Annotated in this window: 21 protein-coding genes and 1 riboswitch; of the genes, 17 read left to right on the top strand and 4 right to left on the bottom strand. The window is 73.2% G+C overall.

The features are described from left to right. Positions 1-50: 50 nt before the first annotated feature. On the top strand, positions 51-1,223 hold the full coding sequence (locus LG396_RS33355; protein ID WP_225797613.1) for an MFS transporter: 1,173 nt from the start codon (positions 51-53) through the stop codon (positions 1,221-1,223). A gap of 74 nt (positions 1,224-1,297) precedes the next feature. Continuing rightward, complete coding sequence (locus LG396_RS33360) at positions 1,298-2,812, top strand: family 43 glycosylhydrolase (RefSeq protein WP_225797614.1); 1,515 nt, start codon at positions 1,298-1,300, stop codon at positions 2,810-2,812. 55 nt (positions 2,813-2,867) lie between these two features. On the opposite strand, the gene LG396_RS33365 is transcribed toward LG396_RS33360, so the two are convergent. Next, positions 2,868-3,551 carry a hypothetical protein gene (locus LG396_RS33365; protein WP_225797615.1) on the bottom strand — a complete coding sequence of 228 codons (684 nt, stop codon included), beginning with the start codon at positions 3,549-3,551 and terminating at the stop codon, positions 2,868-2,870. Positions 3,552-3,712: 161 nt separating this feature from the next. Between LG396_RS33365 and LG396_RS33370 the strand changes: the two genes are divergently transcribed. The 4 genes from LG396_RS33370 to LG396_RS33385 all read left to right on the top strand — a co-directional run bounded on the left by LG396_RS33370 (position 3,713) and on the right by LG396_RS33385 (position 8,267). Then, on the top strand, positions 3,713-4,486 hold the full coding sequence (locus LG396_RS33370) for an HNH endonuclease family protein (protein ID WP_225797616.1): 774 nt from the start codon (positions 3,713-3,715) through the stop codon (positions 4,484-4,486). A 70-nt stretch (positions 4,487-4,556) separates the two neighbouring features. Then, positions 4,557-5,783, top strand: coding sequence for a DUF6183 family protein (locus LG396_RS33375; protein WP_225797617.1), 1,227 nt, complete (start codon positions 4,557-4,559; stop codon positions 5,781-5,783). A gap of 129 nt (positions 5,784-5,912) precedes the next feature. After that, positions 5,913-6,938 (top strand): glycosyltransferase family 2 protein, encoded by a 1,026-nt coding sequence (locus LG396_RS33380; RefSeq protein ID WP_225797618.1) that lies wholly within the window; start codon positions 5,913-5,915, stop codon positions 6,936-6,938. A 3-nt stretch (positions 6,939-6,941) separates the two neighbouring features. Continuing rightward, positions 6,942-8,267 carry a polysialyltransferase family glycosyltransferase gene (locus tag LG396_RS33385; RefSeq protein WP_225797619.1) on the top strand — a complete coding sequence of 442 codons (1,326 nt, stop codon included), beginning with the start codon at positions 6,942-6,944 and terminating at the stop codon, positions 8,265-8,267. A 72-nt stretch (positions 8,268-8,339) separates the two neighbouring features. Here the strand turns inward: LG396_RS33385 and LG396_RS33390 are convergent, their stop codons facing one another. Further along, positions 8,340-9,464 carry an acyltransferase gene (locus LG396_RS33390; protein ID WP_308190149.1) on the bottom strand — a complete coding sequence of 375 codons (1,125 nt, stop codon included), beginning with the start codon at positions 9,462-9,464 and terminating at the stop codon, positions 8,340-8,342. A 173-nt stretch (positions 9,465-9,637) separates the two neighbouring features. Between LG396_RS33390 and LG396_RS33395 the strand changes: the two genes are divergently transcribed. The 9 genes from LG396_RS33395 to LG396_RS33435 all read left to right on the top strand — a co-directional run bounded on the left by LG396_RS33395 (position 9,638) and on the right by LG396_RS33435 (position 18,768). Further along, positions 9,638-10,294, top strand: coding sequence for a SurA N-terminal domain-containing protein (locus LG396_RS33395; RefSeq protein WP_018838372.1), 657 nt, complete (start codon positions 9,638-9,640; stop codon positions 10,292-10,294). A gap of 87 nt (positions 10,295-10,381) precedes the next feature. After that, entirely contained in the window at positions 10,382-11,470 is a 1,089-nt protein-coding gene (locus LG396_RS33400) for a nucleoside triphosphate pyrophosphohydrolase (protein ID WP_225797621.1), read from the top strand. Position 11,471: 1 nt separating this feature from the next. Beyond that, the gene (locus LG396_RS33405) at positions 11,472-12,713 is read left to right on the top strand and encodes a cytochrome P450 family protein (RefSeq protein WP_225797622.1); all 1,242 of its coding nucleotides are present in this window, start codon (positions 11,472-11,474) and stop codon (positions 12,711-12,713) included. A 98-nt stretch (positions 12,714-12,811) separates the two neighbouring features. Further along, positions 12,812-13,876: a transglycosylase family protein gene (locus LG396_RS33410; RefSeq protein ID WP_225797623.1), complete on the top strand. Its 1,065-nt coding sequence runs from the start codon at positions 12,812-12,814 to the stop codon at positions 13,874-13,876. A gap of 207 nt (positions 13,877-14,083) precedes the next feature. Continuing rightward, positions 14,084-14,248, top strand: a riboswitch (cyclic di-AMP (ydaO/yuaA leader). A 76-nt stretch (positions 14,249-14,324) separates the two neighbouring features. Further along, positions 14,325-14,984 (top strand): LysM peptidoglycan-binding domain-containing protein, encoded by a 660-nt coding sequence (locus tag LG396_RS33415; protein ID WP_225797624.1) that lies wholly within the window; start codon positions 14,325-14,327, stop codon positions 14,982-14,984. 348 nt (positions 14,985-15,332) lie between these two features. Continuing rightward, a complete protein-coding gene (gene eno / locus LG396_RS33420; protein ID WP_018838367.1) occupies positions 15,333-16,616 on the top strand; it encodes a phosphopyruvate hydratase in 1,284 nt (427 codons plus the stop codon). 148 nt (positions 16,617-16,764) lie between these two features. Continuing rightward, positions 16,765-17,259, top strand: a complete 495-nt coding sequence (locus tag LG396_RS33425) for an FtsB family cell division protein (RefSeq protein ID WP_018838366.1) — start codon at positions 16,765-16,767, stop codon at positions 17,257-17,259. A gap of 46 nt (positions 17,260-17,305) precedes the next feature. Further along, positions 17,306-17,833, top strand: coding sequence for a DUF501 domain-containing protein (locus tag LG396_RS33430; protein WP_225797625.1), 528 nt, complete (start codon positions 17,306-17,308; stop codon positions 17,831-17,833). Continuing rightward, positions 17,830-18,768, top strand: coding sequence for a Ppx/GppA phosphatase family protein (locus LG396_RS33435; protein WP_225797626.1), 939 nt, complete (start codon positions 17,830-17,832; stop codon positions 18,766-18,768). The genes LG396_RS33430 and LG396_RS33435 overlap by 4 nt, the downstream gene beginning before the upstream one ends. A gap of 49 nt (positions 18,769-18,817) precedes the next feature. On the opposite strand, the gene LG396_RS33440 is transcribed toward LG396_RS33435, so the two are convergent. Both LG396_RS33440 and LG396_RS33445 read right to left on the bottom strand, forming a co-directional pair. Continuing rightward, a complete protein-coding gene (locus LG396_RS33440) occupies positions 18,818-19,174 on the bottom strand; it encodes an ASCH domain-containing protein (RefSeq protein ID WP_225797627.1) in 357 nt (118 codons plus the stop codon). Continuing rightward, positions 19,171-20,289, bottom strand: a complete 1,119-nt coding sequence (locus tag LG396_RS33445) for a hypothetical protein (RefSeq protein WP_225797628.1) — start codon at positions 20,287-20,289, stop codon at positions 19,171-19,173. The genes LG396_RS33440 and LG396_RS33445 overlap by 4 nt, the downstream gene beginning before the upstream one ends. A 346-nt stretch (positions 20,290-20,635) precedes the next feature. On the opposite strand from LG396_RS33445, the gene LG396_RS33450 reads away from it, so the two are divergent. Both LG396_RS33450 and LG396_RS33455 read left to right on the top strand, forming a co-directional pair. Next, entirely contained in the window at positions 20,636-21,430 is a 795-nt protein-coding gene (locus tag LG396_RS33450) for a GntR family transcriptional regulator (RefSeq protein WP_225797629.1), read from the top strand. Continuing rightward, complete coding sequence (locus LG396_RS33455; protein ID WP_225797630.1) at positions 21,427-22,089, top strand: YdcF family protein; 663 nt, start codon at positions 21,427-21,429, stop codon at positions 22,087-22,089. Before LG396_RS33450 ends, LG396_RS33455 begins: the two co-directional genes overlap by 4 nt. Positions 22,090-22,175 lie beyond the last annotated feature (86 nt).

The following is a 22,175-nucleotide window of genomic DNA, read 5'->3' on the forward strand; positions in this document are numbered from 1 at the left end:
ATTCATTGATACATGGACAACCATCCATGCATTGCCTACAGTGCCGTTCCGTGACCAGACAGCTCCTCCCCCTCGCCCTCGCGACCTTCGCCGTCGGCACCGACAGCTACGTCATCGCCGGCCTCCTCCCCGCCATCGCCGCCGACCTCGGGGTCTCCACGGCCGCGGCCGGTCAGCTCGTCACCGTCTTCGCCCTGACGATGGCCGTCTCCGCCCCGGTCGTCGGCGGGCTCACCGGCGGCCTCGACCGGCGGACGACGCTGCTGATCGCCCTCGGCGTCTTCGTCGTCGGCAACGCCGCCACCGCCCTGGCCACCGGCTACGGGACCGCCATGGCCGCCCGCGTCGTCACCGCCGCGGGCGCCGGTGTCATCAACTCCGCCGCCTCCAGCACCGCCGCCGCGATCGTGCCGCCCGAACGCCGCGGCCGGGCGCTGGCGTTCGTGCTCGGCGGGCTGACGCTGGCGACCGCGCTGGGGCTGCCGCTCGGCACGCTCATCGGCAGTGCCGACTGGCGCGTCACGCTCTGGGCCGTCGCCGGGACCGGGCTGGTGGCGGCCATCGGCGTCGCCGTCGGGCTGCCCGCCGTACGGCTGCCGGCCGCCTCGCTCCGCGACCGGCTGCGCCCGCTCGCCCAGGGCGGCCGGGTGCCCGCGCTGCTGGCCGTCACGACGCTGGCCTTCCTGGGCGCGTACACGCTCTACACCTACGTCGCCCCCGCGCTCCGCGACGCCACGGGCGGCGACGAGTCGCTGCTGACCCTGGTCCTGTTCGTCTGGGGCGCCGGCGTGCTGGCCGGGAACACCGCCGCCGGGCGGCTCGTCGACCGCCGCGACCCCGCCCGCGTCCTCACCGGCCCGCTCGCGCTCGCCGTCCTGGCCCTCGCACTGACCCCGCTGGCGGCCCGCGCCCTCATACCGGCGCTGGTCTGGGCGGCCGTCTGGGGCGTGGCGGTGGGCTTCGTCGTCGTGCCGCAGCAGCACCGCCTCGTCGCCCTCGGCCCGGCCGCCGCACCGGTACTGCTCGGGCTCAACTCCTCCGCCCTGTACGCCGGGATGGCGCTCGGCGGCGGGCTCGGCGGGCTGGCGCAGGAGTGGTTCGGGCTGAGCCCTGCGGGGCTGGGACCGGTGGCCGCGGGGGTCACCGGAGTGGCGCTGCTGTGGCACCTCGGTACGTCCCGGGCGTCAAGGGCCGGGGAGCCGCGACGGGTTGTACAACGTTGAAATCTCCGCTACAAACCTCCTGACACCCTCCTGCGCACCACACCCCCACAGGCACCGCACGGAAGGTACGCACTGTGACCCACGCCGTACGCAGACCCCGCCGCCGGCGCCCCTGGCCGGCCCTGGCCGCGACGCTGCTCGCCGTCGCCGTGGTGGCCGGCCTCGGCCCGGCAGCCGCCGACGAAGCCCCCGCGAACGCCCCCGCCGCAGCCGCTCCCGCCGACCCCGCAGCCGACCCCGCAGCCGCCCCCGCCGACCAACCCCGCGCCGCCGCCGGCCAGTTCCGCAACCCCGTCAACACCGGCGCCGACCCCACCCTCGTCACCCACGAGGGCAACTACTACGTCGCCACCACCCAGGGCGACGCCATCCGCATGTGGAAGTCCCCCTCCGTCGCGACCCTCCTCACCGCCTCCCCGCACGAGGTCTGGCGCGACAGCGACCCCTCCCGCAACCAGCAGATCTGGGCCCCCGGCCTCCTCAAGGACGGCGACCGCTGGTACCTCTACTACACCGCCAGCGACGGCAACGACGCCGCCCACCGCATGTACGTGCTGGAGTCCGAGGGCAGCGACCCGCTCGGCCCGTACCACTTCAAGGCCAAGGTCGCCGACTCCGGCAACGACCGCTGGGCCATCGACGGCGAGCCCTTCCGGCACGACGGCAAGCTGTACTTCGCCTGGAGCGGCCAGCGCGACGACGGCGTCGGCAACCAGCTCTTCGTGGCCCCCATGTCCAACCCCTGGACCCTCTCCGGCGGCCGCGTCCACCTCCCCGCGGACGGCAACTGCCCCGAGGTGCGCGAAGGCCCCACCCCGCTCCACAACGCCGCCGGCCGGCTCTACCTCACGTACTCCGCCTGCGACACCGGAAAGCCCGACTACGCGGTCTGGGCCAAGTCCCTGGCCCCCGGCGCCGATCCGCTCGACCCCGCCGCCTGGCGGCAGGAGCCCGGCCCTATGTTCTCGCGCAACGACGCCGCCGGCGTCTACGGCCCCGGGCACCACTTCTTCTTCAAGTCCCCGGACGGCAGCGAGGACTGGATCGCGTACCACGCGAAGAACACGACGACGTACACCTACAGCTGGCGCACCACGCGGGTGCAGAAGATCGGCTGGACCGCCGACGGCCGCCCCGACCTCGGCACCCCCGTGGCCGCCGGCGCGACCATCGACCTGCCCGCGGGCGACCCGGGCCCCGGCACCACGGCCCTCAACGACACCGACCCGCAGGTGACGTACACCGGCAACTGGAACTCCGGCAGCGGCTGCGCCGTGCAGTGCTTCTGGGGCAACGACCACTGGAGCGCGGTGGCCGGCGCCACGGCGACGTTCCGCTTCACCGGGACGCGGCTGGCGCTGCTGTCGGTCAAGGACACCGGCAACGGCATCGCCGCGATCTCCGTCGACGGCGGCCCGGAGCAGCGGGTCGACTACTACGGCAGCCCGCGCGTCGGCGAGCAGCTCCAGTGGGTGAGCCCGGAGCTGCCGCGCGGCGAGCACACGGTACGGATCCGGGTGACCGGCGAGAAGAACCCCGACTCGGGTGCGGCGTTCGTGTCCGTCGACCGGGCGGAGGTCTACCCGTAGGCGGCCGGCAGGCGGTGTCCTGACCGGCGAGGGGGAGCAGTTGCCCGGTGGCCGTTCATCTCGTCCAGCGCGGGCAGAACTCCACGTGCAACTGCTCCCACTCGCTCATGTGCAGCGGGTCCAGGCCCCAGTCGTAGAGGGGGCGGCACACGTGGTAGTTGCATGCGCCGGGGATGTAGAGCGAAGTGGCCGCTCTCGGCGGCCCGTACTTCGTGACGGCGAAGATCTCCTTGGCCCCCTCCCGGAACGCCGCGGCCCCGCCGGTCAGCAGCAGCGTCTCCGCGTAGACGTCCTTCCGGAGGAGGAACTCGTCCGCCTGCTTCGGGTCGTCCGGCACGACGTAGTCGGCGTCGAGGTCGGGAAGGTCCCGCTCCGGTACACCGGCGGTGTGCAGTTCCCGGGCGGCGTTCGCCGCGCGCAGGCACGCCCGGATCCGCTTCCACCGCGAGGGGCGCAACGGCGCCGTGCGGGGGGCCAGCAGGAGGTCGAGCGGCCGCTCGCCGTCGACGCCGATGCCCGGTACGGGCGGGGTGGCGCGCATCGGCAGGTAGACCAGCGAACGCGGGGAGCGCGCCGCGAGCAGCCACAGGGTGCCGATGCGCCGGCCGTCCGTCCGGTCCACGTACATCTCGTAATGGCTGCCGGCCTTGTAGAGCGCGCCGTTCCGCAGCGGCCCGGCCGGCCGGATCACGCGGTACTCCGTGCCGGCCAGCCGCACCTTCTGCACGACGATCCTCACCCGCAGACTGTCCCGGGTGAGCGCGGCCCGTGAGGCGGCCAAGTTGCCTTCTCCAGCGTGTCGGTGTCGGGATCGGCAGCCAGGGTATTCCGACCTGGACACCGTTAGCATGCGGAGCCGGGTCCGGCCGGTTCCCGGCTCCGACGCGAAGTGCGAGTGCCGTGATACGAATACGCCGCCTGCTGCCGCTGCTCCTCGCCGCCTCCACGGCGGCCGTGACGCTGACCGGCTGCGACGCCGCGACGGACACGCCCCCGGCGGACAAGCCCCCCGCCGGCAGCGCCCCCGGCCGCGCCGCCTCCCCCCTCGACAACCCCGACGGCACCGCCCCCGGCCTCGCGCCCCTCACCACCGCCGCCGACCGCGAGGCCGCCCGGCGCCTCATCGGCGACCTCGCCACCGGGGGCCCCGGGTCCGGCTCCGGCTCCGGTTACGACCGCGACGAGTTCGGCTCCGCCTGGCTGGACAGCGCGACCGGCGTCCCACTTGCCGGGAACGGCTGCGACACCCGCAACGACCTGCTGCGCAGGGACGGCCAGGACGTACGGCTGCGGAGCGGCGACGACTGCGTGGTCGAGACGATGGAGCTGGCCGACCCGTACGCCGGGCGGGACATAGAGTTCGAGCGCGGGCCGTCGTCCTCGATGGCGGTGCAGATAGACCACGTGGTGCCGCTGTCGTACGCCTGGCAGATGGGCGCCGCGGCGTGGGCGGAGGACAAGCGCCGCCAGTTGGCCAACGACCCGCTGAACCTGCTCGCGGTCGACGGCCCGGCGAACTCCTCGAAGGGCGACTCGGGCCCGGGGGAGTGGCTGCCGCCGGACGAGGAGATCCGCTGCGCGTACGGCGTGCGGTTCGCGCAGGTCGCGCTCAAGTACGAACTGCCGGTGACGACGGCGGACAAGGAAGCGCTGCGGAGCCAGTGCGCGGCGTGACGCCCGATGTGCGGGCGGGCCCGGACGACGCGGACCGGGCCGGGCCGCGGCACGGCGTACGCTCGGCGCCGTGACCGACCGGATACAGCAGATCGTCGCGGCCCTGCCGGGCCTGGGCGACGTCCGCGCCGTGTGGGCGGAGGCCGACGAACGGGTCGCCCGGGGGGACGCCCGCTTCGCGGGAGACCTCGGGGTCGCCCTCGCCGAGGCGTTCGGACCCGGGGCGTTCGCACCCGGGGCGCACGCGACCGGGACAGACGGGACCGTGGCAGACAGGACCGTGGCGCACGGGACGCGGCCGTACGGGACCGGCGGCGGCGTGTGGCAGTACCGCGGCGTCTTCGACCACCTGCTGCGGCTGCTGGCGACGACCCCCGGCCCCGGGCACTGCGCCCAAGCGGTGCGGCTGGTCACCGCGGCGCACACCGGCCCCGCGCTGGAGCGCCACGCGGCCTCGCTGCTGGCCGGCTGCCGGCCGGCGGCGGAGCTGGCCGCGGTCTTCACGGCCGACGCCCCCGAGGAGCTACGGGCCTGCCTGCTGCACGAACTCGTCCTCAGGGGCGTCGCCGTCACCGCGACGCCGGGGATCGCGGAGTGGGCGGCGGCGTCGCCGTACCTGAACCGGCATCCGCTGGGCCGGCTGCCGCTGACACTGTCCGCCGTCGAAGGACGGCCGGCTCTGCCCGCCCACGGGCGGAGCGGCAGCAGCCGGGCGCTGCCGTACGGCGCGCTGGGGCCCGGCACGGTGGTGGGCCCGGCGGCGCCCGGCGCGGCGGGGCGCGTACCGGCGGCCGAGGAGACGACGACGGACGCGCGCGCTGGGCGCATCGCCGCGGCCGTGGCGGGCTGGACCGAGGAGTCCCACGCGCGCGTCGAGGCCCGGGTGTTCGACCTCGCGGCGCCGGCGGCGCCCCGCGCCGTACCGGAGACGCTGCTGTCGCTGGGCCTCGACTGCCTGCGGGAAGCGCCGGCGGGCGATCCCTTCGCCGCCGTCGCCTGCTCGCCGGCCGACGCGTGGGGGATGCTCTTCGTCGCCGCGTCCACGGGCGGGGCGTACGGCGCAGGCCGCGGCGGCGCGTACGGGCGGCTCGCGGCGTGGGAGTCGCTCGCCGGCCTGGCCGGGGCCGCGGAGGGCGCGGGCGCCGGCGAGGTGGAGGCGTGCGCGGGCGCGTGCGAGTGGTACGGCTTCGTCGCCGACACGGGCTGGTTCGAGCTGGTGGCCTGGGACCTCGCGCTGGCCGCGGTCGGCGCGGACCGCCGCCGGCTGGCGGTGCTGGCGGCGACCGACACGGACTGAGCACACCGTGCGGGTGGACCGGGGGAGCACGTCCGCCACCGCGCACGTTTCCACGCCGGGCACCGAGAATTCACCCGCCCGCCTCCTGCGCGGCAACCGTTTAAACGATTGCCCTTCTAGCCTTGCTCAGTGCCCAAACTGTCAGTCATCGTGCCCTTTCACAACGTGCAGGAATTCGCCCAGGACACCCTGCGCAGCCTGGCCCGCAACGCCCGCGCCGACCGCGAGTTCATCCTCGTCGACGACTGCTCGACGGACGCCACCCCGCAGATCGTCGACCGCGCCGCGGGGACGCTGCCGGGCGCGCGCGTGGTCCGGCACGAGACCAACCAGGGCATCGCCCGCGCCCGCAACAGCGGCATCGACGCGGCCAGAGGCGACTATCTGACGTTCCTCGACGGCGACGACTGGTACGCGCCCGGCTATCTGGACGACCTCGTCGCCGCCATGGACCGGTACGGCACCGACTTCGTCCGCACCGACCACGTGCAGTCCACCGGCCGCGAGCGCATCGTGCGCCGCGCGCCCGCCAGGCGCCGCGACACGATACTCGCGGCCCGCGACGGCATCGGTCAGGCCAATCAGGAAACGATGGTCGACTACCCCTTCGTCTGGGCCGGCATATACCACCGCCGTCTGTTCGAGGACGGCGCCGGGCGCTTCGCCGCCGAACTGCGCACCGCCGAGGACCGGCTGTGGACGTGGATGCTGCACCTGACCGCCGAGACCTTCGCGGTCACCGGCCTGATCGGCGTCTTCTACCGGCGCGGCGTCAAGACCTCCCTCACGCAGATCAGCGACGACCGCCAGCTGGACTTCATCCCCGCGCACGACGCGATGCTCGCCGCCGTCCGCGCCGACCCGGACGCCGACCGCTTCCTGCCCAAGGCCGTACGCACCTACTGCGCCCTCATCGCCTTCCACCGCGGCAACTCCGAGCGCCTCGAACCCGGCCTCGCCAGACGCCTGGAGCGCGCCTCCGCCGAGGCGCTGCGGCGCATGCCGCAGGACGTGCTGGAGGAGACGCTGCGCGGCATGGACGAGCAGCGCGGCCGCATGCTGCGGCAACTGCGCGCGTCGGGGCGGGGGAAGCCCGCGAGCACGGCGCAGCAGGGGAAGCAGGACCGTACGGGAAAGCCGGAAAGGGTCGCCTGAGCCGTGCACGAGCACCGCACCCAGATCTTCGAGGTCTCCACGCTGTACGGGGCGGCGACGCTCGCCGCCGCGCTGGACGCCGGGCAGTTCGGGCCGCGCTCCGCGGCCCGGCGCATCCTGCTCGTCGCCAACAACGCGGCCGTACCCGAGACCGCCGTCCAACTGCCCGAGATGCACGGCTGGACGCCGGTCTCCGCCCGCTTCGACGAGGTGCTGGACTACAACCGCGAGATCCGCCCGCACCACCCCGCCGCCTGGCACCCCAAGGGCGGCGACGTGCCGCTGCTCCAGCGGCTGCTGCGGCGCGCCTGGGGCATCGGCGACGGGCCGCTGGACCTGGTGGTCGAGTCGGTGACCGCGCCGCCCGCCAAGGCGCTCGTCGCGATCTTCGCCGACGCCGACGTGCACGTGTACGCGGACGGGCTGATGAGCTACGGCCCGACCCGCGAGCGGCTGCCGCAGCACATGGCCTGCCGGGTGCAGCGGCTGCTGCACCTCGACCTCGTGCCGGGCCTCACGCCGCTGCTGCTCACCGAGCACGGGGTGCCGGCTGAGGTGGTGCCGAACGAGGCGTTCCGCGCCGTGCTCGACGAGGTGACCGCCGCCACGCCCGCGGGCGACGCCGGCAACGGCGGCGAGGGCGCGCCCACGGCCGTACTCCTCGGCCAGTACCTCGCCGCGCTCAACATCCTCGGCCAGGCCGAGGAGGAGGCGCTGCACGAGCGGATGCTGCGCGGCGCCGCCGCGGCCGGCCACCGCGCGGTCCTCTTCAAGCCCCACCCCACCGCCCCCGCCCGCTACTCCACGGTGCTGCAGAAGGCCGCCGCGGACGCGGGCGTGACGCTGACGGTGCAGGAGGAGCCGATGCTCGCCGAGGCGCTGTACGGCACGCTGCGCCCGCGGCTCGTCGTCGGCTGCTTCTCCACGGCGATGCTCACCGCGGCCACGCTCTACGGCATCCCCGTCGCCCGGGTCGGCACGGGCACGCTGCTGGAGCGGCTGACCCCGTACCAGAACAGCAACCGCATCCCCGTCACCATCGTGGACTCGCTCGTCCCCGAGTTGGGCGGCCCGGACCGGCCGGCGCGCGACGCGGCCCAACTCGCCGGGCTGCTCACGGCGGTGGGGTACTGCATGCAGGCCGAGAACCACGCGCGGCTGCGGCCGGGCGCGCAGGAGTGGCTGGCGGTGCACCTGGACGCCGTCACGCACCCGTACTTCAAGCGCAAGCGGCTGACGGCGCTGCGGCTGCCGGGCGGCAACCTCGGCCGGGTGCCGAACGCCCGCAGGGCGCTGGGGAAGGTGCGCAGGGCGCTGACGAAGCCGTAGGGCGGTCCGTCCGGCCCCGCCGCGCGCCTCCGGCCTGCCCGGCCGGTCCGGCCCTGCCCGGCGGGGGCCGGCCTACCCCAGCAGCCGCCGCAGGCCCAGCCGCTGCCACAGCAGCGCCGCGCCGAAGGACAGCACCACGCTCGCCGCCCAGATCCCCGCGGTGAGCAGCACCGCCTCCGCGCCGCCCGGATCCGCCGACACCAGCGGCTCCGCGAGGGTCCTGATCACCATCAGGTGCACCAGGTACGCCCCGAACGCGGCCCCCGCGACGTGCTTGAGGCGCGGGCGCCACCGCTCCGGCACCCGCACCCGGGTCAGCGTCAGCAGCACCGCGCCGGTGAACACCGCCACCAGCACGTGGGCGTTGGGGATCACGTACTTCACCTGCGTCTGGTAGGCGAGCACCCCCAGCATCGCCGCCGTCGCCGCGCCCAGCCACAGCGCGCGTATGCCGCGTCCGCTGCGCGGGCGCAGCGAGAACAGCAGGGCGCCCCCGGCCGCGTACACGAGCGAGTAGACGCCGAACCCCCAGCCGAACGACGGCGTGCCCGAGTCCGCCACCCGGCCCGCGTCGGCCAGCAGGCCGGGGCCGAGCGCGAAGCCGAGGAGCACCGCGCCGAGCCACCAGGGGCGGCGTCCCGCGCGCAGCAGGACGACGAAGCCGAGGAGGAGGACGACGGGGACGTAGGCGTACAGATACCAGAGGTGGTAGGCGGGGCGTACCGTCCCGAACGCGGCGTCCACGGCGAGGTCCCGCAGGGGGTCCTCATTTGTCGACTGCCACTTGCCCCACAGCAGATAGACGACCGTCCACACGCCCATGGGGACGACGATGCGCACCATGCGCTGCGCGAGCCGCCGCCCGTCGCGCGGCGGGGCGCCGACGAGGACCGCCCAGCCGGCGATCGCGAAGTACATGGGGACGGCGAACCGGCTGATCGCGTCCGCCGTCATGCCCGCCCAGTACGCGGCGGCGCCGTTCGCCTCCTGGCGGCCGACGGCGTCGATGAACTCCGAGCCGGTGTGCCCCAGGATGACGCCGCAGGCGCACAGCAGCCGGATGAGGTCCACGTCGTAGCGGTGGCCGGGCCGCCGGGACTGCGGGGCGGAGACCGGGGCGGCGGCGACCGGGGCTGCGGGGTCCCCGGCAGTGCGCTTCGGCGGGGAAGTGGAGGCGGCTGCCGGCTGCGCGGGCACGTCGGATACGGTCACTGCCGAACCTTCTTGTGCCGCGGTGTACGGAACATGAATGACGGCCGAACAGACAAGTCGTGCCTTGGCAGTGGTGGCGCCGGCCGCCCGTTGCATAAGATCGTGATCCGGATCACGAAGTGGCAAGCCGCCGCTGGAGAGCCGCCCGGGAGGCAGCCATGCGCAGGACAGCGCTCGCCGTAACCGCCGCCGCGATCGTCGCGGCCGTGCCGCTGCTCAGCTCGTGCAGCGGCGAACCGCGCGCGGGAGCCGCCGCCGTGCTCGGCGACGACGAGCGCATCACGGTCTCGCAGCTGCAGAACCGGGTCGCCGACGTGCGGGACGCGCAGAACGCCAGCGCCCAGGCCGACGAGATGATCGACCAGAGCGGCGACCTCAGCGTGGACACGCTGAACACGATGCTCCAGGGGCGGGTCATCGAGCAGGCCGCGGAGAACCACGGCGTGACCGTCCCCCGCGGCGAGGTGCAGCGCACCCGCCGGGCCGAGGCGGAGTCGGTCGGCGGCGAGGAGCAGCTCGAAGCCATGTACCTCCAGCAGTACAGCATTCCGCCGGAGGGCCTGGACACGCACTACAAGCAGCAGCTCATGGTGCAGGGGCTGGTGCAGAAGCTCGGCATCAACCCGCAGACGCAGGAGGGCCAGGCGCAGCTCGGCGGGCTGCTGGTCGAGGCGTCGGAGGACCTGGGCATCGACGTCAGCCCGCGGTTCGGCACGTGGGACAACGAGCAGGTGCGGCTGGCGCAGGCAGACACCCCGTGGATCAAGCAGGTCAGCGCCACCGCGGAGGACGGCGCCGTCCCGCAGCAGCAGTGAGCGGGCGGCGCGGGCGTCGCGGCCGGTAGCGGCCGCCGCGGGGCGGCCGGTGCCGGGCTGTCGGCGGCGTCGGCTACGGTCGGGGACGTGACCGGCCGCATCGTTCTGCTGACCACCACCCACCGCGTCGCCCCGGGGCTGCTGTCCTGGCCCGCCTGGGAGGCGCTGCGCGGCGCCGACCGCGTGCTGTGCGCCGACGCCGCGCATCCGCAGATGCCGTATCTGCGGGAGGCGGGCGTCGCCGTGGAGACCACCGATCCCGACGCCCGCGAGCTGGTCGACTTCTGCGCCTCGGGCGCCACCGTCGTCGTGGTCGCCGCGGCCGACGGCGAGCCGGGCCTGACGGACGGGCTGGCGCGGCTGGCGGGCTCGGGGCGGGAGGAGATGCCGTCACTGGAGCTGCTCCCCGGTTCGTACGACGTGCCGGGGGCCCGGCTGGTCGACGTGGTCGAGGTGATGGACCGGATCCGGCGCGAGTGCCCCTGGAGCAGCGGGCAGACCAGCGCGGGGCTGGCGAAGCACAGCCTGGAAGAGGTCTACGAGCTGGTCGAGGAGATCGAGGCGGGGGACAGGCAGGCCGTCCGCGAGGAGCTGGGGGACGTGCTGCTCCAGGTCGTCTTCCACGCCAGGATCGCGGAGGAGGACCCCGAGGAGCCCTTCTCCATCGACGACGTCGCGGGCACCCTCGTGGAGAAGCTGGTCCGGCGCCATCCGCACGTCTTCGGCGACGCGGTCGCCGAGACCCCGGCGGACGTCAAGGCGCACTGGCTGCGCGAGAAGGCCATAGAAAAGCGCCGCACGTCGGTCACGGAGGGCGTCCCGCTGGCGCAGCCGTCGCTGTCCCTCGTCGCGAAGCTCGCGGGCCGCGCCCGCACGGCGGGCCTGGACGTCCAGGAGGCGCCCGTGGACGGGTTCGGCGCGGAACTGCTCGCGCTGGCGCTGCGGGCCGAGGCGCAGGGCGTCGAGCCGGAGACGGCGCTGCGGGACGCGGCGCGTACGTACCGGGAGGCGATCCGCACGGCGGAGAAGGCCGCCGCGAACGGCGGCGCGGGCGTGCCGGCCGAACCGTACGGCACCGCAGGGCAGGACGCCGCCGAAGCCGAGCCCCCGGCCGGGGACGCCAACGGCACCCCTTCCAGTGGAGCCCCTTCCGGCGGCCCCTCCGGCGCCCGCTGACGTGTCCGGTCCGCCCGCGGGCGACGGGCCCGAGCCCGCGCTCTTCAGCTGGGAGTTCGCCACCGACCCGTACCCCGCGTACGCCTGGCTGCGCACCCACGCCCCCGTCCACCGCACCACCGTGCCCAGCGGCGTCGACGCCTGGCTCGTCACCCGCTACGCCGACGCCCGCCAGGCCCTCGCCGACCCCCGGCTGTCCAAGAACCCGTCGCGCCACCACAGCGACAAGACCGGCATCCCCGGCGAGCGCAGCGCCGGCCTCATGACCCACCTGCTCAACATCGACCCGCCCGACCACACCCGGCTGCGCCGGCTGGTCTCCCAGGCGTTCACGCCCCGCCGCGTCGCCGCCTTCGCGCCCCGCGTGCAGGAGTTGACCGACCGGCTCATCGACGGCTTCGCGGACCGCGGCGAGGCCGACCTCATCCACGAGTTCGCCTTCCCGCTGCCGATCTACGCCATCTGCGACCTCCTCGGCGTCCCCGCTGAGGACCAGGACGACTTCCGCGACTGGGCCGCGGTGATGATCCACCACGGCAAGGGCCCCCGCGGGGGCGTCGCCCGAGCCGTGAAGAAGATGCGCGCCTACCTCGCCGAACTGATCCACCGCAAGCGTGCGGCACTCGGCGGCGGCGACGCCGCGGACGACGACCTGATCTCCGGCCTCATCCGCGCCTCCGACGAGGGCGAGAAGCTGACGGAGAACGAGGCCGCCGCCATGGCGTTCATCCTGCTCTTCGCCGGCTTCGAGACCACGGTCAACCTGATCGGCAACGGCACGTACACCCTCCTCACCCACCCCGCCGAGCGCGCCCGGCTGGCCGCCGAGCCCGCGCTGCTGCCCTCCGCCGTGGAGGAACTGCTGCGCTACGACGGCCCGGTGGAGCTGGCGACGTGGCGGTTCGCCACCGAGCCGCTGGAGATCGGCGGGCAGCGCGTCGACGTCGGCGACCCCGTCCTCGTCGTGCTCGCCGCCGCCGACCGCGACCCCGCCCGCTTCGCCGACCCCGACAAACTGGACCTGTCCCGCCGTGACAATCAGCACGTGGGCTACGGCCACGGCATCCACTACTGCCTCGGCGCACCCCTTGCCCGGCTGGAGGCGCAGACCGCCCTGGGTACCTTGCTGCGCCGCCTTCCCGACCTGCGGCTCGCCGCCGAGACGTCCGAATTGCGGTGGCGCGGCGGGCTCATCATGCGCGGCCTTCGGACCCTGCCGGTGCACTTCGGCCCGTCTCTGTGATCTGCGCGTGACTGTCAGGCGATCAACTTGTGATCGCAGGTACTTCGGTATTAAGTTCGGCCACTGGCTCGAACACACTGGGAACGAAAGGCACTCGCATGCGCTCGGGTAACGGACGCCACCGACGTCCCCGCCAGGCCCCCGCGTTCGTCGTCGCGGCCGGTGCGACCGGGGCGGGCCTCGCCCTGCCGCTGCTGGGCGCGAGCGGCGCGAGCGCCGCCGACGCCGGCACGTGGGACCGGGTCGCCGAGTGCGAGAGCGGCGGCCTGTGGAGCGCCGACGAGGGCAACGGGTACTACGGCGGCCTGCAGTTGACGGTGGCCATGTGGCAGGAGTACGGCGGCGAGGAGTTCGCCTCGCAGCCCGACTTCGCCAGCCGCGCGCAGCAGATCACGGTCGCCGAGCGCGTCCTCGCCGGCATGGGCGCCGACAAGGCGTGGCCGGAGTGCGCGGAGGACGCCGGGCTGCAGGGCGACGACTCGGTCCCCGAGGTCGACCCCGGCGCCGAGCTGCCGCTGCCGCCCACGGCGCCGCCCACCCTCGCCCCCGACCCCGGTGCCGCCGACGGCTCCCAGGGCCAGGACGACGACGACCGGCGTACGGACCGCAAGGACGGCGCCGACCGCGACGCGGAGAAGTCCGCCGAGGGCAGTGGCAAGCACCGCGGCTCCCAGGACCCGGGCGAGCGCGACGGCGGCCCCGGCGAGTGGACGGGCCAGGACGGCTCCGACACCACCGACGCCTCCGAGGGCTCCGGCCGGCACCGCGCCCCGGACGCCTCCGCGACGCCCACCCCGTCCGCCCCGTCCGGCATCTCGTCCTCTCCCAGCGCCCCCGAGACGCCGCGCGAGGCCGTCGAGACCCCCGGCGCCTCCCAGTCGCCCGACGAGACCGACCGGCCGGCTCCGGGCCACGAGTGGATCGCCGAGATCCCCGGCGACCCGGCGGAGCGCGGCGAGGACCGCAAGGCCGGCGAATCCGGCGACGCCGCGGTGGGTGACGGCAGTTATACCGTCCGACCGGGTGACACCCTCTCGGAAATTGCCAGAGAGCATTCCCTGACGGGTGGATGGTCCGAGTTGTACGACGGGAACAAGAAGTCGCTCGGTCAGGACCCCGACAACATCAAGCCTGGTCAGGAACTCGAATTGAGTGGGAACTGAACCGGCGGCTGATGAAGTCGGCGCGGATTAGTCATATTTGACGTAATCGGCTGACCGGGCTACCTGACGGACGGAAAACCGGGCGCGGCACTTTCCGAGGTCTTTGAATCGCACACCCCTATGTGCTTACCGTCACATTGCTCGCAACGCGAGTCCCGGTGATCGCCTCACGCCGAATCCTGTCGGCGTTCACCCGGGCCACCTGTGCATGTAGCACCGCTGACAGGAGCGGGGGACCCACGGTAAGCGCCGCTCCGGTCCAACGAGAAGGCGGACCGGGCGGCTTGGGGTCAAGCCGCACGCTCGACGTACGGCCGGGCACTCACAGCCCGCACCCGACAGCTCACCTCGCAGGCGTCGGTGAGAAAAGAGCATCATGCTTCTTCCTGCCGGAACGGGTAAGCACCGCCGCCCCGCCGCGGAGGCACGCCTCGGCGCACACTCCCGCATGGCCGTTCTCGTGGGGGCCACCGGAACCGCGATCGGCCTGCCGGTGCTCGGTGCCCAAAACGCGGCCGCGGCGCCCATCGATACGTGGGAACGGGTAGCTGCGTGCGAGTCCGGAGGAGATTGGACGACGAATACCGGGAACGGCTATTTCGGCGGCGTCCAGTTCTCCCAGTCGAGCTGGGAGGCCGCCGGCGGCAGCAGCTACGCCCCGCGCGCCGACCTGGCGTCGAAGCAGCAGCAGCTCGCCGTCGCCGAGCGGCTGCTGGCCATGCAGGGCCCCGGAGCGTGGCCCAACTGCGGCCCGCGCGCGGGCCTGGCCGCGGGCAGTCCGGCCGCCGGACAGATCGCCCCACCGGCGCCGCAGCAACCGCAGGCCCAGCCGGAGACCCAGCCGGAGACGGCCCCGCAGGCGCAGGAGCAGGCGCCGCAGGAGGCCCCGCAGGGCGCCGAGGCGCGCGGTACGGGCGAGCAGACCCAGCCGGAGTCCCGCACGGTGTTCCGCGGCTTCTACTACGAGGTCCGTGAGGGCGACACCCTCGACGACATCGCCCGGCGGCACGGCGCGGAGAGCTGGCGGCAGCTGTACGAGGACAACCAGTCGGTCATCGGCGCGAACCCGGACCTGATCCGGCCGGGCCAGAAGCTGAAGGTGGGCTGAGGCGGCGCGGGCGGGCCGCCGCCGGGCTCCGCCTCCCGGCCGGCCCGCCCGCGCCTTGTGCCGCGCAGCCCTCCTGCGCCCCCGTACGCCGCGGCGGGAAGCCGTCCGTCCCCTGTGCCGCGGCGGTACGGCACGGCCGTCCCGGCCCGTCCGGTGCGCGGGCCGGGACGACCACGCCGTACGACGCACCACCCGGCCCTGCGCGCGGTCCGGCAGCCGTCCCCGCAGCGGTTCCCGGGCCCGAACCGTCTCGTACCGCGGAATGCGGCCGGGTACGCGCCGGGGCCGTCACCCGGGGCGGCTAGGCTCAGGGCGGAACCCGTAGCGAATCCCTCCGAAGGAGACACCGTGCCGTCCATCGACGTCGTCGTAGCCCGAGAGATTCTCGACTCCCGCGGCAACCCCACGGTCGAGGTCGAGGTCGGCCTCGACGACGGCAGCACCGGCCGTGCTGCCGTCCCGTCCGGCGCCTCCACCGGCGCCTTCGAGGCCCTGGAGCTGCGCGACGGGGACAAGGCCCGCTACGGCGGGAAGGGCGTCGAGAAGGCCGTGCTCGCCGTCATCGAGCAGATCGGCCCCGAGCTCGTCGGCTACGACGCCACCGAGCAGCGCCTCATCGACCAGGCGATGTTCGACCTCGACGCCACCCCGGACAAGTCGTCGCTCGGCGCCAACGCCATCCTCGGCGTCTCGCTCGCCGTCGCGCACGCCGCCTCCGAGGCGTCCGACCTGCCGCTCTTCCGCTACCTGGGCGGCCCCAACGCGCACGTGCTGCCCGTGCCGATGATGAACATCCTCAACGGCGGCAGCCACGCGGACTCCAACGTCGACATCCAGGAGTTCATGATCGCGCCGATCGGCGCCGAGTCGTTCTCCGAGGCCGTCCGCTGCGGCGCGGAGATCTACCACCAGCTCAAGTCCGTCCTCAAGGAGCGCGGCCTGTCCACCGGCCTCGGCGACGAGGGCGGCTTCGCGCCGAACCTCGACTCCAACCGGGACGCCCTGGACCTCATCATCGAGGCGATCCAGAAGGCCGGTTACACCGCCGGGCAGGACGTCGCCCTCGCGCTCGACGTCGCCGCCTCGGAGTTCTACAAGGACGGCGTCTACGTCTTCGAGGGCAAGAGCCGCTCCGCCGCCGAGATGACCGAGTACTACGAGCAGCTCGTCGCGGACTACCCGCTGGTGTCCATCGAGGACCCGCTGTTCGAGGACGACTGGGCCGGCTGGCACGTGCTGACCGAGCGCCTCGGCGACAAGGTCCAGATCGTCGGCGACGACCTCTTCGTCACCAACCCCGAGCGGCTGCAGCGCGGCATCGACGAGGGCTCGGCCAACGCGCTGCTCGTCAAGGTCAACCAGATCGGCTCGCTCACCGAGACCCTGGACGCCGTCGAGCTGGCCCAGCGCAACGGCTTCAAGTGCATGATGTCCCACCGCTCCGGCGAGACCGAGGACGTCACCATCGCCGACCTGGCCGTCGCCACCAACTGCGGCCAGATCAAGACCGGCGCCCCGGCGCGCTCCGAGCGGGTCGCCAAGTACAACCAGCTGCTGCGCATCGAGGAGATCCTCGACGACGCCGCCGAGTACGCGGGCCGCAGCGCCTTCCCCCGCTACAAGAACGGCTGAGGCGCCCGGCCCGTACGGCACCGGGTGCGGCAGCGCGAACCCGTACGGCAGCACGAACCCGTACGGCACCGCGACCGTACGACATCGGCGTCGGACGCACCCCGGCCCCGGCCGCACCGCGTAAGGTGCGACCGGGGCCGACCACCGCATGCCGCCCGGGGAGGACGCGACGCACATGGCCAGGGAGCGCTTCTCCACCACCACCCGGCTCAAGCTGCTCGGCGAGCAGGCCGTCAGCCGGGTCTCGGAGCGCGTCTACCGCGCCCGCCCGCCGCGGCGCAGCCGGCTGACGGGGCGGGCCGCGGTGCTCGCGCTCGTCGTCTGCTCGCTGGTGGTGGCGCTCGCGTACCCGCTGCGCCAGTACATCGCCCAGCGCGCCGAGGTCGCCGAGCTGGAGCGGGAGAAGGCCCAGGCCGAGCAGCGGGTGGAGGACCTGCGGGACGAGAAGGCGCGCTGGGACGACCCGGAGTACGTGCGCCGCCAGGCCCGCGAGCACCTGCACTACGTGCTGCCCGGTGAGACCGGCTACCTGATGCGCGACGGCACCGGCTCCGCCCGCTCCGGCGAGGCCGGCGAGGCCGTGGACCGGCCGTGGTACGAGAACCTGTGGGACGGCCTGGACGCAGCAGACGGCCAGCGCTGAGGAGACGCGCGGGAAGCCCCGCCCGCCACCGGCTGATCGAGGAGAGATGGACAAGCCCCCGCCGCCCACCGAGCACGCCCCCGCCACCGCGGCGGACGCCGCCGCCGTGGCCGCGCAGCTCGGCCGCGCCCCGCGCGGCCTGCGCGCCGTGGCGCACCGCTGCCCGTGCGGCAACCCCGATGTCGTCGAGACGTCCCCGCGGCTGCCCGACGGCACGCCGTTCCCGACGCTGTACTACCTGACGTGCCCGCGGGCGAACTCCGCGATCGGCACGCTGGAGGCGAACGGCGTGATGAAGGAGATGACGGCCCGGCTGGCTGCGGACCCGGAGCTGGCGGCGGCGTACCGCGCGGCCCACGAGGCCTACGTCGCCCGCCGCGACGCGATCGCCGAACTGCCCGGCTTCCCGAGCGCGGGCGGGATGCCGGACCGGGTGAAGTGCCTGCACGTGCTGGTCGCGCACGCGCTGGCGGCGGGCCCCGGGGTGAACCCGCTGGGGGACGAGGCGCTGGCGATGCTGCCGGAGTGGTGGGCGAAGGGACCGTGCGTGACGACCGGGGAGGCCGCGGAATGACCCGAGTGGCAGCAGTGGACTGCGGTACGAACTCCATCCGCCTGCTGGTCGCGGACGTCGACGCGGCCACCGGCGAACTGAAGGACCTGGACCGCCGGATGGAGATCGTCCGGCTCGGCCAGGGCGTGGACCGCACGGGCCGGCTGGCGCCGGAGGCGCTGGAGCGCACCTTCGACGCCTGCCGCCGGTACGCGGCGATCATCGAGCGCCTGGGCGCGGTCGGCACCCGGTTCGTCGCCACGTCGGCGTCCCGCGACGCCGAGAACCGCGCGGACTTCGTCCGCGGCGTGGAGGAGATCCTCGGCGTCCGCCCGGAGGTCATCACCGGCGACGAGGAGGCCGCGCTGTCCTTCACGGGTGCCACGAAGGAACTGTCCGGCCGGCTGCCGGGCCCGTACCTGGTGGTCGACATCGGCGGCGGCTCGACGGAGTTCGTCGCGGGCACGGCCGAGGTCGAGGCCTCCCGGTCGGTCGACATCGGCTGCGTACGCCTCACCGAACGCCACCACTTCGCCGACCCCCCGACCCCGGAGCAGATCGCGGCGGCGAGGGCCGACATCGCCGCGGCCCTGGACACGGCGGAAGCCACGGTCCCGCTCCGCGACACCACCACCCTGGTCGGCCTCGCCGGCTCGGTCACCACGGTCGCGGGCATCGCCCTGGACCTCCCCGCCTACGACACGGCGGCCCTGCACCACACCCGCGTCCCGGTGGCCCGCATCCGCGAGATCACCGACTCCCTCCTCAAGGCGACCCACGAACAACGCGCCGCGATCCCGGTCATGCACCCGGGCCGCGTCGACGTGATCGCGGCGGGAGCGCTGGTCCTGCTGGCGGTGATGGAACGCACGGGCGCCCCGGAGGTGGTCGTCAGCGAACACGACATCCTGGACGGCATCGCCTGGCGGCTAGCTGCACCCGGCCAGGGCCGCTGACCTGCTCTCACACACATCGGGCCCTACCCGTCCTGCGGGCTCACTGTGCTCACGTCCCGATGAGTTCGATACAGATGGCAAGGGCGCCGAGAGCTTCCTTTTCGGGGCCGTAGATGCTCCGGATGTTCGCGAGCTGCTGCTCGCGCGAGGAAGTCGGGTTGACGTTCTCCGGGCCCTCGCCGTCGAGCAGCGCCTCGAAGTTCGGGTATTCGGTGACCCGGGTGACCCGTACGTCGACGGTTTCCTCGGTGCCTTTGATCCGGAAACGGATGACGTCGCCCGCGGCGAGGTCGGCGAGGCGCGGATACTTGACCCGGACCTCAGTCGACTTCCTGCCTTCGGCGACGAGATCGAAGTACCGACGGTAGAGATTCAGCTCGTGAACACGGGCCGTGGTTCCGGTCATGGGGTGGGAAGGCTCCTGGTCGTTGGTGCGGTCATCATCCGGCCGACTTCGCCGGCCGAGTACGAACGGAAGAAGTGCCTCGGGTCGGAGAGCACGATCTCGGTCATGCCGAGCAGGCGCTCGACGTAGTCGGCGACCGTGCCGGGCCATTCTCGGGTGTCGAGCATCCAAGGCGCGGCACCGTCCGGCAAGGGCGCGTGCCCTTCTCGGATGAGGGACTTGGACAGCTTGGCCCCGGTGTCCGTGACGACCTGCGGGCAGAACAGGCGGGCGGGAAACTGCTGCGGGGCGAGGCCGACGGCCTGTAGGGCGCCGTCGACGAGGTGCGAGCCGAACACCCAATCGCCGCCCTTGACCATCACGTGGAGCGTGCCGCTGTACTTGTCGCCGAGGGACAGCTCTTTCACGAGGTTCCGGTAGAGGGTGGCGAGGTCGAGGTATCCCTCGCCGCTGTCTGGCGCGACGGTGACCTCGTACGTGCCGTGGTGCAGGCACTCGGCCGTAACGGTGGCGTGGTCGCGGCTGCTGTCCCGTACGCGGGTGCGCTGGGCGTACTTTTCGGACCAGCCGCACCCCGGCGAGGGGCACGGTACGCGGAGGTGGGCGACGCCGGCCGAAGGGGCGAGCCACCAGCGGGCCGCGTCCATGCGGGGCAGGACGCGCAGCCACGTGCGCCGGAAGTGCTGGGTGGCCTGCTGCTCGCTGTAAGTCTCGACGGCGTACGGCACGGCCAGGCGCTCGGATAGGGCAGCGAATAAGGGGTGGTACAGGGTGTCGATCTGCTGAGCGATGGCCTGGTGGCCGAGGGCGTGCGCGTAGGTGCGCATGAACAGGTGACCGGTCGATTGGTCCGTGACGATGGTGTGGGGGGCGTTGTCCAGTGCGGCGAACCGCACCTCGACGGGCACGCCGAACTTCTCGCGTACGCGTGCCGCCGTGGCGAAGGCGAGGGACTGGACGAGCGAGGTGCCGATATGCGGCGCCCCGTTGATCTGCGTCCCGACGACGAACACGATTCGCTCGGGTGTCGTGTCACGGACGCGAGGCGTGAGCACGTCCTGAGCGTGTGAAAGCGCGTTGGCCAGGACGGTGTTCGGCGATACCGGGGTGCTCACACTTCCTCCTAGGCTGAGTGGCCAGGACGATGCCGCGTGCGCTAGCGCGCTGCGTTCGTGGCAAGTTCGGAGACGCACACGCGGATGTCGTCCGCCTGCTCGGGAGCGCATCCGTTGATGCAGCCCGCCACGAATGTCCGCGCGTGGCCGACGGCTGCGGCGCTGCGAGGGAACGAACGCGATTTCACGTCTGGTCACATCCTCGGGCGTGTGGGCGCACCGGCGGCGCCCTGACAGTCGCTGTCCTAGGACTGCAAGTCGATTGAGCAAGACTGTGGCACGTAGTCCTAGGACAGTCAACAGTCCTAGGACTGTGATTCACTGTTGCTGTCGAGAGGAGTGCTGCATGGCGCCCAAGTGGCGGGAGCTGGCGGACCGGCTGGCCGAGCAGATCAGGAGCGGCGAGTACATGCCAGGCTCCCAGTTGCCGCAGATCAGGGACCTGGTGGAAGCGGGGGAGGGCTCGAAGTCCACGGTCCACGCGGCCTTCAAGGCGTTGGAAGCGGAAGGGCTTGTCACCTCGTCGCGTGGACACGGCACGGTCGTCCGCGAGCGGATCCCGCTCAAGCGGCTCGGCATCGCGCGATACGACAAGGCCAAGTGGCGCGACGGCGATGAAGTCGCGTTCATCGCGGATCGCGTGGCGTCCGGGCGTCCGTACGACCGAAACGAACAGACGCAGACCATCAGCCGCGTACCGGCACCGGCCGCCGTCGCTCAGGCGCACGGCCTGCCGGAAGGCGCAGAGGTCTACAAACGTGCGCGGGTGGTCAAGGAAGGCTCCCAGCCCACACACACGCTGACCAGCTTCTACCGTCCTGAGCACGTCGAAGGGACCCGCCTCGTCGATCCGGCGCCGGGGCCCGCCGGTCGGGGCGGGGGCTTCCGCGTCCTGTATGACGCCGGGTACGAGATCGACCACATGCAGGAGACGCTGTTCGCACGCATCCCCACGGTGGAGGAAGCCCAACTCCTCCGGCTCGCTCCGGGCGAGTGGGTGGTGGAGCTGCATCGGACGACCTGCACGGCTGACGGCACCGTGGTGGAGTTCGCGATCGGCGTTCATGCTGCGACGCGCTTCGCGTGGACCTATGACTTCAAGGTCCCCGACTCGGCGAACGCGGAGGGTGGGAGCACGTGATCTCCGTGCAGGTATGGGCCGATGCGCAGCGGGTCTGGGACTTTCAGCAGATGGGCCATGAGCCGCGTCCGTGTTCTGTTGCGATCGGGCTGGGCAGCCACGACCTCGGTGTCGCGGACACCACCGCCGATCTCTACCACCGGGGCATGGTGCCGCTGATCGTCTTCACCGGGGCGACCAGCCGCACCACACGCGACCGCATGCCGCGGGGGGAGGCCGAGCACTACCGGGAGCGGGCCGTGGAGCTGGGGGTGCCGGCCGGTGCGATCCTCGTCGAGCCGCGGGCCCGGAACACCGGGGAGAACATCCGCTTCTCCCGCGCGCTGCTCGAAGAGCGGGGTGTCCCGGTCTCGTCCGTCCTGCTGATCAGCAAGCCGTACGAGGAACGGCGGGCCCACGCGACCGCGTGCAAGCTGTGGCCCGAAGCCCAGTGGGTCAGCGCGTCCGCGCCCACGACCCTGGCCGGGTATGTCGACTCCATCGGGGACGCGGGCCTGGTGCTGGACATGCTGGTCGGGGCGCAGCAGCGGCTCATGGTCTACCCGCAGCGGGGATTCATGATCGAACAGCACGTCCCGGACGACGTGGCCGCAGCGTACGAGCGGCTCCGCGGCGCCGGTTTCGCGGGGCGGCTCGTGCCGGGCGAGGCAAGTTCGTGAAGTTATTCACATGCTTCGGGCGAGTATTTGGCCCTCTTGCTCGGATCCTGGACTCCGCCGCGCCCAGCGGGCTGTGACGGGCGCTT

It is taken from the genome of Streptomyces aculeolatus (assembly GCF_020400605.1).
GTDB classification, from domain to species: Bacteria; Actinomycetota; Actinomycetes; order Streptomycetales; family Streptomycetaceae; genus Streptomyces; species Streptomyces aculeolatus.

Bases quoted from the DNA above. Each gene is read 5' to 3' on its own strand.
- LG396_RS33395 (WP_018838372.1), top strand. From the start codon at position 9,638: ATGCGCAGGACAGCGCTCGCCGTAACCGCCGCCGCGATCGTCGCGGCC.
- LG396_RS33410 (WP_225797623.1), top strand. From the start codon at position 12,812: ATGCGCTCGGGTAACGGACGCCACCGACGTCCCCGCCAGGCCCCCGCG.
- LG396_RS33415 (WP_225797624.1), top strand. From the start codon at position 14,325: ATGGCCGTTCTCGTGGGGGCCACCGGAACCGCGATCGGCCTGCCGGTG.
- LG396_RS33425 (WP_018838366.1), top strand. From the start codon at position 16,765: ATGCCGCCCGGGGAGGACGCGACGCACATGGCCAGGGAGCGCTTCTCC.
- LG396_RS33430 (WP_225797625.1), top strand. From the start codon at position 17,306: ATGGACAAGCCCCCGCCGCCCACCGAGCACGCCCCCGCCACCGCGGCG.
- LG396_RS33435 (WP_225797626.1), top strand. From the start codon at position 17,830: ATGACCCGAGTGGCAGCAGTGGACTGCGGTACGAACTCCATCCGCCTG.
- LG396_RS33440 (WP_225797627.1), bottom strand. From the start codon at position 19,174: ATGACCGGAACCACGGCCCGTGTTCACGAGCTGAATCTCTACCGTCGG.
- LG396_RS33450 (WP_225797629.1), top strand. From the start codon at position 20,636: ATGGCGCCCAAGTGGCGGGAGCTGGCGGACCGGCTGGCCGAGCAGATC.